The organism is Maledivibacter sp., assembly GCA_025210375.1.
GTDB lineage: Bacteria > Bacillota > Clostridia > Peptostreptococcales > Caminicellaceae > JAOASB01.
The window spans coordinates 192,907-207,172 of sequence record JAOASB010000037.1 but is presented as its reverse complement, the minus strand read 5'-3'; the positions used below and the strand labels follow the sequence as shown (position 1 = coordinate 207,172).

The following is a 14,266-nucleotide window of genomic DNA, read 5'->3' as shown; positions in this document are numbered from 1 at the left end:
CATAGGAATGAATGCTTAAAAAATAATTTCGACACACTTCGACATATTTCGCTATGGACAAGAATGAATATTAACGATACTATAGTTTATGTAGTCAATTAGCAAAATTTAGAAAGAAAATAGATATTATTAGCTATTATATATATTTATGGATGTAAATTATTCCAATTTTGCTCAATTATTGAGGATATAGATATGTATAAATTAACTGTTTAACTGGAATATCTATATTGAGCTGTGAAATTTAACAAAGATAAGAGTGGGAATATATTGCGTTGGATATCTGCTTTGAACGACCAATACTAGGAGATGAAATACTACACTATAGTAAGAAAGGTGAGGGGAATTGAAATGAGAAAAGTTCCTTCATTAACATTAATAATCATTATGCTATTGTTGATGACTAAAGTTTATGCTGAGGATAATAATTCTTTCACTTATACATCTGAAATTAATTTTATACAAGATAAGGATACGGTAATTATATCCGCTGGAATATCAAAAGAGAATGAAGAAGATTACTATAAATTAACGACAACAAGAAGTGGAATGTTCACTTTCTTTTCATCGGGCTCAACGGATATTATGGGATGCCTATATGATAGTAATAAGAACCTTTTAGATTCTAATGATGATGTAGGGTTAGAAAGAAATTTTAGGATGGAATACAATTTAATTGCTGGAAAAACATATTATATAAAAATTCGTGGATACAAAAATGAAACAGGGCTATATGATTTTTGGATTAAAAGGCCCCAGTCTAATAATTATGAAATAATGTTAAGGAATTTTCCTTTAGAAAATCAAGAAAAGTCTAATTGGTGCTGGTCAGCTTGTTCAGTTTCGGTTTTGAAATATTTTGGAGTTAATGATATTTCACAAATTGATTTTATTTCAAAAATAAAGGGACATGACAACGATGTTCAAGGTTATCCCTTTGAAATTAAGTATGGAGTGGATAGCTATAATATAAAGTATGACTTATTTGAGTCAAAACAGCCCATTTCCTTTGATGTAATTAAAGCTGAAATTTTAAAATACAAAAATCCAATAATTGTAGGTCTTGATTTAGAAACTACAAGACATGCTGTAGTTATTGTTGGATATTCAGAGACTTCGACAATGAAAAAAGTTATGTATATGGACCCTTATACTGGGAATATAAAAACCGAGGATTATGATACTTTCAGTGTAAAGACTCTTGAACGTTTGATTAAGCAATAATTAGTAAATTAAGGGTTTATAACAGTATGATATTTAATTCTTTTCCATCCCAATTAATTTTATCAACTATATTATTCAAAAAAATTTTTTTCTCTTCAAGGCTAGAGATATCAACTGATCTAGTAAAATCGATTGTTATATCCTGTAATATATTTATATTAAAGGATTTTATTTCAGCATTATAGTTTTTAATATTAGATTCCATATCACTGATTTCTTTATCTAGCTTTTCAATTTCATTAAAAATGTATTGTGACACATTAGGATTGTCATTATAATAAAGCTGTTTTAAAAGAGTATTAATGGACTTTTTATTTTCTTTGATTCTATCGGCTGCTATGATATTTTGATGATTCTTTTTTTGCATATTCTTTTTAATTTTATCAAGGGCATTTATTGATCCGGGTTTCATTTTCCTTGATAGAGCCCTTATAACTTCAGTATCAATTTTTTCTCCTGTCAGATTTTTATTATTACATAGTTTTCCCTTAGATATTTCCTTAGAGTTACAGACGTAATAATAATGTCTTGTATCCGTTCCTACCTTCAGCCGTCCGTATTTTATCTTCATGAATGAACCGCATTTAGAGCATCTTAAAAAGTTTGATAGAAGGGCAATCTGTGAAGTATTTCTACGGGGAGCCAAGGCTTTATTTTTAGTTATGATTTCTTGAACCTTAACCCAATCTTTACCCGATATAATGCCCTTATGTTTTCCTATTGCAATTATCCACTCATCCATAGCTTTTGTTTTATTAGATTTTCCTTTTACTACAAGATTTTTATTATAGGCCATTATTCCATATTCACCTGTAAATTCTTTTTTAGAACAAGCAATTTGTGAGTTATTTACTTCAAAATATTTATAAGAATACTGATCGGCCCCTGCATATACTGGATTGGTTAGAATATTTCTTAAAGAGTATTTATAAAAGTTCTTTTCATTTTTAGTTTTAATGTAATTTTGTATACAGTAAGTTTCAAGCTTTGATAAAGATTGAAATTCTAAATATTTTTTGAATAGAAGCTTAACTAGTTCTAGTTCTTCTGTTACAGGTGTTAGCTTATACATCCTTTTTTCTTTCATATTAGAATTAAGGTAGAGTATGGATTCACTTTTGAAGCCCGTAGGAGGATTGCCACCTAGCCATCTTCCAGTCTTAGCTAAACCCAGCATGTTATCCCTTATCCTTTCGGCTATTGTTTCCCTCTCAAGTTGTGCAAAAACCGATGCAATGTACATCATAGCTCGACCCATGGGGGTAGAGGTGTCAAATTGCTCTCTAATAGATACAAACCCTATGTTCTTATTTTGAAGCAGCTCAATCAAATTCGAGAAATCTGAAATATTCCTACTGATTCTATCCAATCTATAGGAGATAAGGATATTAAATCTTTTTTCCTTTGCATCCTTCAGCATTTTCTGAAATTCCGGTCTATGTGAATTTACACCGGAAAACCCTTCATCTTCATAGATCATAATTTTATTTACATTAAAGTGGTCTTTCGCATATTGTTCACATAATTGTATTTGATTTTGGGTGGATTCACCTTTGCCAGTGAACTTGGATTTACGAGAATAAATTGCTGCTATCATGTCATCACCCCTTATGGATATATATTAAATTATATGAAGCTATTAGCAACTTAAAACTAGAATAATAGATTAGGCATATTCAAAAAAATAAACTGGTCATGGGACTGGGCACTTTAATTCTTTTCCTGATTAATTCATCCCTTGCCTACAGTGAGCATTTCCATGATGAATCACCTGGAAAAACAATGGAGATTACTTTGAGATCTGACCTGTTTATTTTTTATGTGCCTTAATATACGTATAGTACAATCCAGTATCTTCATAGGCTGTATTGAGGTGATGTAATGAAGACAAATATAATAGTGCGAGGTAAAAAGTTTGAAGAGCTTGAATTGGATGAACAAGAAGAGATAAGGGATAAAATAACTAATGCACAAAGAGAAATAGTTGTGGGGAAATTAGTTAAGATGGTTAAAGAAGGTAAAATAGATGAGATCAGGGCTTATTTGGAGGCTTGTACATATTGTGAAGAGGATATGGGGGAAGGAATAGTAAATACCCATTATCCCTTGAAGGAGTTTAAGGAATTATGATGCAGATAGATGAAAGGATTTTGTTACAAGGTTTGAAATTATAAAAAATGGTTCCAAATTCACAATGGAGCCATTTTTTATTGAGGTGATTTCTTATGAAAATCTTACCAAAAACAAAGGTATTAGATATTCCTAAACTTTTATTCTAAATATACTATTTCGTCATTCCGTTGTCCCTTTTTTGAATAATAGGATTATTGAGAAATAAATATTATATACAGGAATCAATAATAATAAACAATGTATTCCAGGCCGTCCTAGATCATGAAGTCGTTTGACTGTAATATTAATGGCGAAAATGATGACAAAAATACAAATCAATAAAAGCACAAATACTGAAAATAAATTATTAACATAAAAAATTAAAGCTCCCACAATAAATGAGATCAATCCTAATAAAAAGCTATAACCAAAATAATCAATTCTATCCATTTTGCCACTGATATTAAATATATTTTTCATAAACTCACCTTCTTCCTACTTCAGTGTATGGAGGGTTAAAAATAAGGTGAATTAATTAAAATATTTATACATAAGACATTCAAACATATACATAAATTGTTTCATTATATATAAATAATATCAATATCTTACATATATTGATGTAAAGGGGGCCAACAAATGTGAATATGTATAGAAAAAATGTTTTAAATCAATTAAAGGAGACCTTTAATATATTATTTGATGATTATAAGGACGAACTTTCTTTGCATGAGATATTCAATATGTCAAAGGAATATGAAATAGGTACTTGGAAGGAGCAGATAGAAGATTATAAATCTAATTCAGATGAAATTGATTTTGATATAAAGGATGCAATTAAATTATGTAAAACAATGATAAAGGAACTGAGTAAGATAAAAATTACAGACATAGTTAATCAATGATGGTTTAAGGAATTGCAGAACCCTTGACCTGGCAAAATTGCATATGTAAAGAGAACTTCCGCCTAAAGCGGAAGTTCCTTTGCTGTACTTTTAATATTTTAAGAGAGGAATAATACCATATATGCTGTTCCTTGTAATTATATATTAACAGCCGAATGTTAAGTATACATTAATATGATGTTAAATATTAGAGAAGTTTATAAGTAGAATATAAAAGGCTTTGATTTTGAAATATAAAAGTGGCATTTTGGTAAACATAGCAAATGAAATATTAATGACAATTAGAGCTGGCAAAAAAACTAAGAATGAAGTTTCTATCCAAGAACCTATAGGTATTGATAAAGAGGGCAATGAATTCCCCTTAACTGTTTATCGGTAGTCTATCTATATAGTATTTTCATAGGTTCTATCACAGTGCTTTATATAAAATACAACTTATTTAGGAAGCTTAGGATATAGGGTAAGTGTAAACTGGTCATTTCTTTCATGCTTCATCTTACCATATTCAGCATAATCCAAAACTGTTTTCAGAAGTCTATTTTTTTTCTCGGCATCCTTTGATCTGCTATACAAATCCAGTACCTTTTCAACCATAGGTATTATTTCTTTTTGAGCATCCATATGGTTATTTTCAGTTTCTAGATCCTTTTCTGTTTTTTCTATATTTGACTTCACTATTTCTATTCTATTGGTAAGATTTTCAGACCTTTCTAAAAAAGTATCTGTATCATAAACTCCACGTTCTAAAAAATCGTGTAGACTGTTTTTTTGTTTTTCTAGCTGGGTTAATTCAGTCTTGAGATTTTTCAAAGCATTTTTATGTATATCAATTATTTCATCCATACTATAATCATTAGAGGAAACGATTTTATTCCACTTTGCTTTATACTGCGTAAGCCATTCCTTTAAGCCCTTCAACAGTCTTTCCTCAACATATATAAATTTTGAACTTTTATTTCCACAATTTTTATAACATATAAGATGAGCCGGTTTTTCACCATAGGGTCTGTAAACCATAGAAGCACCACATAGTTTGCATTTAACAATGCCGGCAAGGGGATTAGTTATCCTTGTATTATAGGGAACATGGGAGCGTGAGCTCAATATTTCCTGTGCTGCTCTAAATACAGCATCAGAAATGATAGCCTCATGCTTTCCATCTACTGTTATCCATTGGTTTTTCGGCCTCATCTGGACTTCCTTAGTTTGATTTGGCTTACTTGATTTTTTTATTTTATTCTTCATCCATTGTACTTTACCGGTATATACTTCATTCTTTATTATGCTGATTATCGATGCATTTGACCATTTCTTACCGGTATAGGTTTTGTATCCTAACTGATTAAGTTTGTGGGAAATCTTATTACAACCAATTCCCTCTTTTGTATATAAATCAAAAATCAATTTTACGACCTCAGCTTGTTCAGTATGGGGTTTAAGGGTCCTAGCTTTACCTTCATAGTGTATTAAATAGCCATAGGGTGGTAAAGTAGCGATATAGTTTCCGTCTTCGATGGAGCGAATCCTACCACGCTGCAACCTACGATTGATTATTTTTAGTTCCTTACGGGCCATGAATGCTTCAAACTCAGAATATTCTTCATCAAACTCATCACGGAGATTGTATGTTTTACGAGGTGTTATTATTTTTGTATTGGATTTTTTAAAGGTTTCCAGTATAAGTCCTTGTTCTTGCATATTACCACGACCAAGACGATCCATATCCATACAAAGCACAGCTTCGTACATGCTTTGCTCCACTTCCTTTAGAAGCTCAAGCATCTCAGGCCTATGAACCAAACTTTCACCAGAAACTATTTCCTCACGAATTTTTACAATATTTAAGTTCATATCCTTTGCAACTTTTAATAATATTTTTTTATGCTTAGCAAGGGTTTCTCCTTCATTATACTTTTCAGCTTCTTCATCAGCCCTAGATTTTCTTAGATACATACAAATCCTATCCATATACTCACCTTCCGTAAAATAAATGCTTATAACTATATATTTATTTTAAAAAATTAAAAACATGAGATAACCTTAAAAAGAAAAGAGAAAATTCTAAGATAATGTTGTTTTCGACTAGTATGGTTTCAAGTTTTTCTATTTCAATCAATAGATCACCCTTGTCGCATGGTGAACTTACGTTCTGTTTTCAACGTATTTTTCTAATAAATGTAATTAAAATGTGTAATAAAAATATAAGATTTTTGAGTTTATATAGGGTAGAAAATTACTTGATAAGATTTTATAGATAAGACCAATAAGATATATTGTTTTTACTAGTAGTGAAGGACTTTGGCTTTACACTTATATTTTTTCTCTAAAAACAGAGGGTACTAAACATCAGCAATTTATTCCAATATATTTTTGCATTCGACAAAAACAGCTAAAGGATTTTAATGATATTTACATAAATAATTAAAAATGAGTATATATAAAATTCAGATAGCTTCCTTAAATATATTGATAATAGTAATGTAGAATATAATTTAGTTGCTATAGAATAAATTCGCAAGGGGTATCATCGTTGGTAGATGCGGTCTTTGGCATTTTAGAATAAGCATGATTGTGGATATGAAAGTCTTTACCTTGTCCTTTGTTTTCAAGGATTTTAGCAAGCTATTTACTAGCTCTTAAAATAGAATCAAAAAAGTTATTTGTTTACAATTTGCTTTCATGGGGGGCCCTCTCTTTTTTAGATTTTTAATGTACTTAGGAATATATTAATAATTCTACATTGAGTGGGGGAAATCCTTTTTGAAAGTGTTAAAATATATAGTTTTTTCAATAGTTGTAGGGTTCTGCAACTGACTATAGCTTTCAATCTTAAGGGGGAAGAAAATGAAAAAAAATATTTTGATTGTCATCTTTTTAGTTCTGTGTATACTTTGTGTCTTTACAGCGGAAGTTGTAGCTGAAGAATCTACACAAATAACAAGTGAGATGCCAAAACTTGAATCTTTAGTGGCTACAGGATCTTCTGGTACTATATCTCATTTGTTTGACTATGATCTTTTAGATCAAACACTTATTGTAAATTCAGATATGGTAACGCTGCATTTTACTGCATCGAATTCAATTATTAAAATTGATGATGTTGTAAAAAGTAGTAAAACATTTGATGTTTCCTCAGGTGATGTGACATTAAAAGTTGAAATCATATCAAATGATGAAGCAACAAGAAAAACAACTTATAACATTAGATTGACTAAAGATAGAGACTCTTTATCATTAAGTGACTTAAACTTTAATGGCTCACAAATTATTGGTTTTGATAAAGAGACAATGTTATATGATTTAGGTAGATTACCTTATGATTCAAATTGGAGTGTCAGTGGAACACCAGAAATTAAAGCATCTACTGTTACTTATGCACTTAATGATGGTCCGTATAATAGTACGTTGGATTTTAATACATATAAACCGGTGCCAGCAAGTCAAAATACTATTAAAATAAGAGTCACCAATACCAATGGTGGGACTCAATACTATAAAATTAAATTTATAAGAGATAATGGTGTGGATCTTAGTTCATTGAATTTGATCAAATTAATAAATAGTGTAGAACAACCAGCAGATATATATAGAGAACCAGCATCAACGATAAACTATAGTGTTGATTATGATGTGACCAGTTTTAAGTTGGTACCATCAAATGAAGCAACTGGTGCATCATATCAATATAAAATAGGTAATAATGATTATGATAGCAATGCAACCAAAGCCCTTGAAACAGGATTAAATACTATTCTAGTAAAGGTCACTCAAGGGACAGAAGGACAAGTTGATTACAGTTCAAGAGTATATACCATAAATGTAACTCGTCATGGAAGTGCGGACGTTTCAAATATTGTACTTATTTTGTTTGATGGTTCAAGTATGAAAAGTTTATACTCATCATATGCCTTTAATAAGAATACACATACTTATGATGTTGTAATCTCTAGTAACATGACTACCTTGGAAATGAGGATTGATAGATTAGATAGTGGTGCAGTAATCACTGCAACATCTGATATTTCCTCACTAGTTGTTGGAGCGAATGCTGTTGAAACGAAAGAACTTACACCAGGAAACTACTCAGTTACTATTAATGCTACTACAGGCACACAAGGTGAGGCTGGTTTTGCTAAAGAAACTTATGTGTACAATATTAAGGTAGTTGATGGAACTGCTTTGAGTGAGATATATTTAAAAGCAGGTAGTAATGATATTTTAAGCTTTGATCCAGCAACTTTGACTTACAATGTTAAAGCAGTGGCTGGAACTAAGGAACTAAAATTTAAAGCTGTTCCAAATAATCCAACATACACGAATATGACATTAACCTATGATGGCAATACCGATGAGGTGTATGATGATGGAACTGAGAAGACCATCACATTTAATAGTCCAGAACAGATTGTTTTAAAAGTTAAGTCGAGTATCGATGAAACCAAAACTTATACAATCAATGTGACTGAAAGACCACCTGATACAGATAGTACATTGAGTGCATTAAGGGTATCAGGCTATGGTATATCACCTAGTTTTTCAACAGGTACAACTTCGTATAGTTTGAATGTAGCTAATGGTGTAAGTTCAGTTGTTGTTAATGCTTCTAAGAACTCTCAGTATTCAACAATGACCATTGCTGGTGATAGTGTCACCAGTAAGAGTATTTCATTAGGGGTCGGAAGTAATAATGTGCCTATAGTAGTTACTGCTGAGAATGGTACAACAACTGCTTACGATTTATCTATAGTGCGTGCAGAAGCATCTTCAAATATAATATCAACTAAATCACGATCGAAAAGAAAAAGTACATCAAATTCAGTTGATAATGCTGTAACTATAGCAGAATACAAAAAAGGGGACAGTACACCCATTATTGTTAAACAAGAGAAAGTTGAAATAACCTTTAATGGCGAGGATTTCAAAGAGTTAAAGAATAAGACAGTGCAAGCTAAAATTAAGGAAGTAGATAAAAATAAGCTTCAATTATCTGATGATCTCGAACAGAAAATAGGTGATTTGCCGGTTTACGATATAAGCGTATTTGTAGATGGAGAAAAAACACGATTTAAATCTAAAACACCAATAGTTATAGAAATACCGATTAAAGGTAAATATAAAAAACACAAAGTAGTTGCTGTATATATTGATGAAAACGATGAAACACAAATCATGGAGGGTATAGTAGTAAATGGAGTAATGAGATTTAAAACGAACCATTTAAGTAACTATGCGCTAATGTATGTAGATATAACCTTCGATGATGTTTTGGAGCATTGGGGTAAAGAAGCCATAGAGATGTTAGCATCAAGAGAAATTGTAAATGGAAGAAGTGAGACCGAATTTACCCCAGAAGGAGTCATTACTAGAGCTGAGTTTATAACTTTAATGGTAAGATACTTTAATCTTAAAGCAGATGGAACTGATATAGGTTATACAGATATTGAGGAAGACAATTGGTATACAGAAAACATATGGATTGCGAGAGAAAACGGTATATTACCTGAAATTTTTGGCAAAAGCTTTGAACCCGATAGAGCAATCAGCCGTGAAGATATGATGTATATGTTATATAAATCATTAGAAGTAAGTGAAAGACTTGATGAACTAACAGATAACGGAGATAGACTTGCGGATTTTGCTGATAATGGTGAAGTATCTAGCTATGCTGTGGGAGCTATTGAATACCTGATCAATAGAGGTATTATAAATGGAAGTGGAGATGATAAATTAAACCCAAATGCAACTTCAACTAGGGCAGAGGTTGCTCAAATGTTATACAATTTGATAACAATGCTATATAATAAGTAACTTTACTCGTTGTGATAGTTAAAATTTACAAATATAAAAGCCCTAACAATAAGTATAGTTGGTGAATTAATGACTATCTATTCTGAAAATGCATGGTTCAATTTTGTAAAGCGTAATTTTAAAGATTTATTCCCATGTATAGGGTATAGAACAAGATTTAATAGAACTCGTAGAAATCTATACTTAATAACCGAAGAATTCAAACAAAAATTTTTAGTCACATTTTATGCTATCTTATAAATAAGATACTCGGCAAAGATATTGATATTGGACATATAAAGGGATTAATATTTGGATAATATATCTAGTAGCCACTAGTACTACTTTAAGGGTGGTAACTTTTGTTATTTAAATTTTACCAAATTCAAACCAAACACTATATATAACTTCATTTTCATCAGATATCTTTAAGACAATTTTACTGTGATGCAAAAGCTTAATCATATATTTATTGTTTTCAATATTTTGACATGAGCAGCAATCCCTTAATTTTCACTCTGATTTGTTTAGAAAATTTTTAATGAGTCTTTGAATTTAATCATTAAAATAATTGTTATAAGCTCCGCAGAGTCAAATAGAATTTATGCATAGAAATACAAAAAAACTTTCTTAGAACAATTTCTTATTCAGCCTCATTTATAAAAGTATTCGTTTGCTTAGTAGGACCTAAAGGATCATCACCATATTTATTTGGGCCAATAGTACCTTTTTTTATCATTAAGTGAATATAGTAACCCAATACTATCATCGGAAAAATTAGACTATCTAAGAAATTTCCCAGAAATCCTAAAATTAAAGGAATTAAGACAACCACTCCTGAAAAATTCATATCATGTAAACGTTGAACTGATTTAGAAACAAGAATAATTGCAATAGACAAATTCAAACAAGTTTTTATTAAAATTAAAAAAATATTATCAGGGTTATAAAAACTTAAGGGCAAAATCAAAATTGGGAAAACAAGTTGGTAGAAAATATACTTTTTTCGATTGATTCGTCCATTGAATAAGAATAGGTTTTTAATATTCATAATTTCACCATCTTTCTTTAAATAAAGATAGTTTATATTATAACATAATATCGTAAATTATGGTGAAAATGCATAAAATTACTTTGATTTCCAAAAAAAGATCCTGTATTAAATAAGATATTAACGTTTGTTATATAACTCTCTATTTACTATATAACGAATATAGAAGAAGCAAATAATTGAACTTAAAATAATGCCAAATAAACGTGACACGAAATGAGTAATAGTTGAAGATATAAATATAGTAAATATAAAAGTAATCATATAAACTGTCGATTTTTTCAAAATCTCACAACCTAATGAATTTTACGTCAATTATATTAGATATTACAGAAATAAGCAACATTAATATAAGAGCTAACGAAAGAAAGACTAAAGATAATCTTCAGTCTTTCAAATCTAGGAATTTTTACTAATGTATATGTTTAGTGCTTTAATAGCTTTAATCAATCCGATCATACTTAGAATGTATATAACCAATTGTAGAGCTAAAGGTAAAAAAGCTAAAAAAGATAATCTTGAATACCAAGGAGCCATGATTATGATAACACCACCTTTTTAAATAGCTAATACTAATATATCATATTTTGCATAATTTTGGTTGGAAATTTGAGGCTTAGGGAATATTTAATTCTTAAGCTGTATTAGTTTGATAGCTAAAAAGATAGTATTTGGAACTTAGTAGAAGAAAAGTACTATCTCTTTCGTCCTAACAAAAAAAGACAAAAATTCACAAAAACAGTCAGAGGGATTTTACAAAGTTTGCATAATATATATAGTTGGCTATATATTGAATAGGGGGGAATTCCGAATTATGTTTTGTAGAAAGTGTGGAAAAGAAATTAGAGACCATAGTTTGTTCTGTAACTATTGTGGTGAAAATCAGAAAGAGATAGACAACAATATAAAGGGGAAAAATGAAATTGTATTATCCCACAAAAAAATAATTATATTGAGTTTAGCCGGATTATTTATTGTGGGTGGAATATTTTTTTCTATTAAATTTATAACGAATCCAGTAAACAAATTCGTAAATGCAGTAAAGGATAGTAAGTATACAGAGGCAATTTCATTATATAATGAAAAAATAAAAGGTGACTTGGAAAAAGAAAATGAAATAGAAAAAAAGTTGAAAAATCAAATAGAAGAGATCTTAAATGATTTTAAAACAAAAGAAGTAGGTTATGATGAATCGATTTTAGCACTTGAGAGTATTAAAAAAACTAAATTGTTAGTAAGTGAAACAGATAAGGGATTGAAAGAAGTTAAGGAATTACATACTTCAAGGGTTGCCTATAAAAAAGGATTGAAGTTTAAGGAAGCTAAAAAATATGGGGATGCAGTTTCGGAATTAAATAAAGTAATTGAAGCAGACGGGGATTACGGCAATGCTCAAGAAGAGATAAAAAGCATTATTGGAGAATACAAAACTGATATTGTCAATCAGATCGAAGCTAGTGGAAAAAGTAAGAATTATGAAAAAGCATTAAAAATAATTAAAGAAGCCCTACTTATCATTCCAAATGATGCGGATCTACTTGTAAAAGAAGCTACCTATACGAAGTTAAATGATGAAAAAAAAGCTGAAGAACATAGAGTAAAGATGGAAGAGCTTAAAAGCAATCAAGAGGTAGAAGTTATTTCCACAAGACAATATACTGATAGTATAAATACTAATTTTATTGCTGTTAAAGTAAGGAATAATACTTCAAATAAAAGAGTAAAAAGCTATACTATTGGTTTTATGGCATTTGATGCAGATGGATTGCCAGTTAAAGTAGGTTTAGTCGGAGAAAATTTTGTTGGTAGAGGTAGGGCTGATCAAAATATTCTTCCTAATAAGGTGAAGGATAGCGGGGGAGGATGGTATCTGGATAACCATAATATAAAAACTCTCATTGCTTGTATAAATGAAGTTGAATATTATGAAAATAATGAGAAATGGGAAAATCCATATTATGATGTTTGGCTGGAAGAATATAAAGAAAAGCCCTTGCATTAAATAGGAGATACAAGTATAAGGAATATATATAGGGTTTTCAAAGCAGGCGAAAAACATAGACTTTGGAGTAAATGAACTATAATTAGCTGCATATCAATATGATTATATAGCATAATAAGAGTTAATTACTTTTCTAATCACTTTTGGTCACTTTTAAAAAAAGTGGTTATAAAATCCGATATATCTAGAGGTTTATAATCTGATTTAGCACTTTTCATAGTTTCAACTATCCAAAATGTACAACCAATTATGGTGGAGCATAGTATTAATAAAATCGATTCAATATCATCATAGCCAGCAATTTCTACTATGGAATATAGAATAAAGAATGATAGCATTGAAATTATAATTGAGGAAATTGCATAACTCTTACTTGGCAGAATTGCATAATACATATGGTATGGCTTTGAAGAATTTTAGACTACATATGGTAGATAGTTTTTGTAGAAGGGAATTATGCAATTTGCTCAATTGGCATAATAACACTTCCTTTATCTAAAAACTTTTCTAAAACAATATTAGTATAATACACTATTATTATGGAGTAAAGTAAAACATATACTAAGCCATAATAAAGTATTCTTTATCCCCTTTATTTCTTCTACCTATGAATAGTACAAACTGGATATTTCATAAGAATACACAAAGGGGGTAAAGACATTATGAAAGTTCGGGTAGTGGATAAAGAAAAGACCTACGATGCCACATACTATTTTGGCAATACAGTAGTCCATGTAGTTGCTCCAGAGCCAAAGACCCCAGAAGAAATAGAGAAGATACTTGAAGCCCATCATAAAGCAGGTTGGGAGATATGGAATGATATATTAGAAAGGGAAGGAAAGAAAACAAACAAAGTATGAAGGACAGGGGGAGTCCTTCACCATAGGACAAGCTATAAGTAATATAGATATTTAAAGAATAACTTTAAAATCCCTATAAGACTTCGTCGTATATATTATTTTTATAGTTGAGGAAATTCATAACCCTTGCTTGTCAGAATTGCATAATATAGCTTTGAGGATTTTAAAACCACATGTAGTAGATGATTTCTATAGAAAGTAATTATGTCATTTGCTTAGTGACATATGATTTTCTATATGTAAGAATTTCTAGCCTAGGGAATACTATATAAATTAGTATAGACATTTCAGTCATGAAAAGATTGTCCCTTTGATAATAGAGATG

Annotated in this window: 11 protein-coding genes; 7 read left to right on the top strand and 4 right to left on the bottom strand. The window is 30.2% G+C overall.

Features of this window, described 5'->3' with window-relative positions; all coding sequences use genetic code 11:
* Nucleotides 1-351 precede the first annotated feature (351 nt).
* Entirely contained in the window at nucleotides 352-1,224 is an 873-nt protein-coding gene (locus N4A68_13765; GenBank protein ID MCT4565364.1) for a C39 family peptidase, read from the top strand.
* Nucleotides 1,225-1,240: 16 nt separating this feature from the next.
* Here N4A68_13765 and N4A68_13760 read toward each other — a convergent pair whose 3' ends face one another.
* Nucleotides 1,241-2,821: a recombinase family protein gene (locus tag N4A68_13760; GenBank protein ID MCT4565363.1), complete on the bottom strand. Its 1,581-nt coding sequence runs from the start codon at nucleotides 2,819-2,821 to the stop codon at nucleotides 1,241-1,243.
* Between the two features lie 284 nt (nucleotides 2,822-3,105).
* Here N4A68_13760 and N4A68_13755 point away from each other — a divergent pair, with 284 nt between their 5' ends.
* The gene (locus N4A68_13755) at nucleotides 3,106-3,354 is read left to right on the top strand and encodes a hypothetical protein (protein ID MCT4565362.1); all 249 of its coding nucleotides are present in this window, start codon (nucleotides 3,106-3,108) and stop codon (nucleotides 3,352-3,354) included.
* Between the two features lie 162 nt (nucleotides 3,355-3,516).
* Here the strand turns inward: N4A68_13755 and N4A68_13750 are convergent, their stop codons facing one another.
* On the bottom strand, nucleotides 3,517-3,816 hold the full coding sequence (locus tag N4A68_13750; protein ID MCT4565361.1) for a DUF805 domain-containing protein: 300 nt from the start codon (nucleotides 3,814-3,816) through the stop codon (nucleotides 3,517-3,519).
* A 161-nt stretch (nucleotides 3,817-3,977) separates the two neighbouring features.
* On the opposite strand from N4A68_13750, the gene N4A68_13745 reads away from it, so the two are divergent.
* The gene (locus N4A68_13745; protein MCT4565360.1) at nucleotides 3,978-4,241 is read left to right on the top strand and encodes a hypothetical protein; all 264 of its coding nucleotides are present in this window, start codon (nucleotides 3,978-3,980) and stop codon (nucleotides 4,239-4,241) included.
* A 435-nt stretch (nucleotides 4,242-4,676) separates the two neighbouring features.
* Here the strand turns inward: N4A68_13745 and N4A68_13740 are convergent, their stop codons facing one another.
* Nucleotides 4,677-6,209, bottom strand: a complete 1,533-nt coding sequence (locus N4A68_13740; protein MCT4565359.1) for a recombinase family protein — start codon at nucleotides 6,207-6,209, stop codon at nucleotides 4,677-4,679.
* Nucleotides 6,210-7,085: 876 nt separating this feature from the next.
* On the opposite strand from N4A68_13740, the gene N4A68_13735 reads away from it, so the two are divergent.
* The gene (locus N4A68_13735; GenBank protein ID MCT4565358.1) at nucleotides 7,086-10,049 is read left to right on the top strand and encodes a cadherin-like beta sandwich domain-containing protein; all 2,964 of its coding nucleotides are present in this window, start codon (nucleotides 7,086-7,088) and stop codon (nucleotides 10,047-10,049) included.
* 622 nt (nucleotides 10,050-10,671) lie between these two features.
* On the opposite strand, the gene N4A68_13730 is transcribed toward N4A68_13735, so the two are convergent.
* The gene (locus N4A68_13730) at nucleotides 10,672-11,079 is read right to left on the bottom strand and encodes a DUF805 domain-containing protein (GenBank protein MCT4565357.1); all 408 of its coding nucleotides are present in this window, start codon (nucleotides 11,077-11,079) and stop codon (nucleotides 10,672-10,674) included.
* A 415-nt stretch (nucleotides 11,080-11,494) separates the two neighbouring features.
* Here N4A68_13730 and N4A68_13725 point away from each other — a divergent pair, with 415 nt between their 5' ends.
* The 3 genes from N4A68_13725 to N4A68_13715 all read left to right on the top strand — a co-directional run bounded on the left by N4A68_13725 (nucleotide 11,495) and on the right by N4A68_13715 (nucleotide 13,941).
* Nucleotides 11,495-11,641, top strand: a complete 147-nt coding sequence (locus tag N4A68_13725) for a hypothetical protein (protein MCT4565356.1) — start codon at nucleotides 11,495-11,497, stop codon at nucleotides 11,639-11,641.
* 252 nt (nucleotides 11,642-11,893) lie between these two features.
* The gene (locus tag N4A68_13720) at nucleotides 11,894-13,081 is read left to right on the top strand and encodes a DUF5780 domain-containing protein (GenBank protein ID MCT4565355.1); all 1,188 of its coding nucleotides are present in this window, start codon (nucleotides 11,894-11,896) and stop codon (nucleotides 13,079-13,081) included.
* 662 nt (nucleotides 13,082-13,743) lie between these two features.
* Nucleotides 13,744-13,941 (top strand): hypothetical protein, encoded by a 198-nt coding sequence (locus tag N4A68_13715; GenBank protein ID MCT4565354.1) that lies wholly within the window; start codon nucleotides 13,744-13,746, stop codon nucleotides 13,939-13,941.
* The last annotated feature ends 325 nt before the right edge of the window (nucleotides 13,942-14,266 follow it).

Bases quoted from the DNA above. Each gene is read 5' to 3' on its own strand.
- N4A68_13750 (MCT4565361.1), bottom strand. From the start codon at position 3,816: ATGAAAAATATATTTAATATCAGTGGCAAAATGGATAGAATTGATTAT.
- N4A68_13765 (MCT4565364.1), top strand. From the start codon at position 352: ATGAGAAAAGTTCCTTCATTAACATTAATAATCATTATGCTATTGTTG.
- N4A68_13755 (MCT4565362.1), top strand. From the start codon at position 3,106: ATGAAGACAAATATAATAGTGCGAGGTAAAAAGTTTGAAGAGCTTGAA.
- N4A68_13735 (MCT4565358.1), top strand. From the start codon at position 7,086: ATGAAAAAAAATATTTTGATTGTCATCTTTTTAGTTCTGTGTATACTT.
- N4A68_13730 (MCT4565357.1), bottom strand. From the start codon at position 11,079: ATGAATATTAAAAACCTATTCTTATTCAATGGACGAATCAATCGAAAA.
- N4A68_13740 (MCT4565359.1), bottom strand. From the start codon at position 6,209: ATGGATAGGATTTGTATGTATCTAAGAAAATCTAGGGCTGATGAAGAA.
- N4A68_13760 (MCT4565363.1), bottom strand. From the start codon at position 2,821: ATGATAGCAGCAATTTATTCTCGTAAATCCAAGTTCACTGGCAAAGGT.
- N4A68_13725 (MCT4565356.1), top strand. From the start codon at position 11,495: ATGTATATGTTTAGTGCTTTAATAGCTTTAATCAATCCGATCATACTT.
- N4A68_13715 (MCT4565354.1), top strand. From the start codon at position 13,744: ATGAAAGTTCGGGTAGTGGATAAAGAAAAGACCTACGATGCCACATAC.
- N4A68_13720 (MCT4565355.1), top strand. From the start codon at position 11,894: ATGTTTTGTAGAAAGTGTGGAAAAGAAATTAGAGACCATAGTTTGTTC.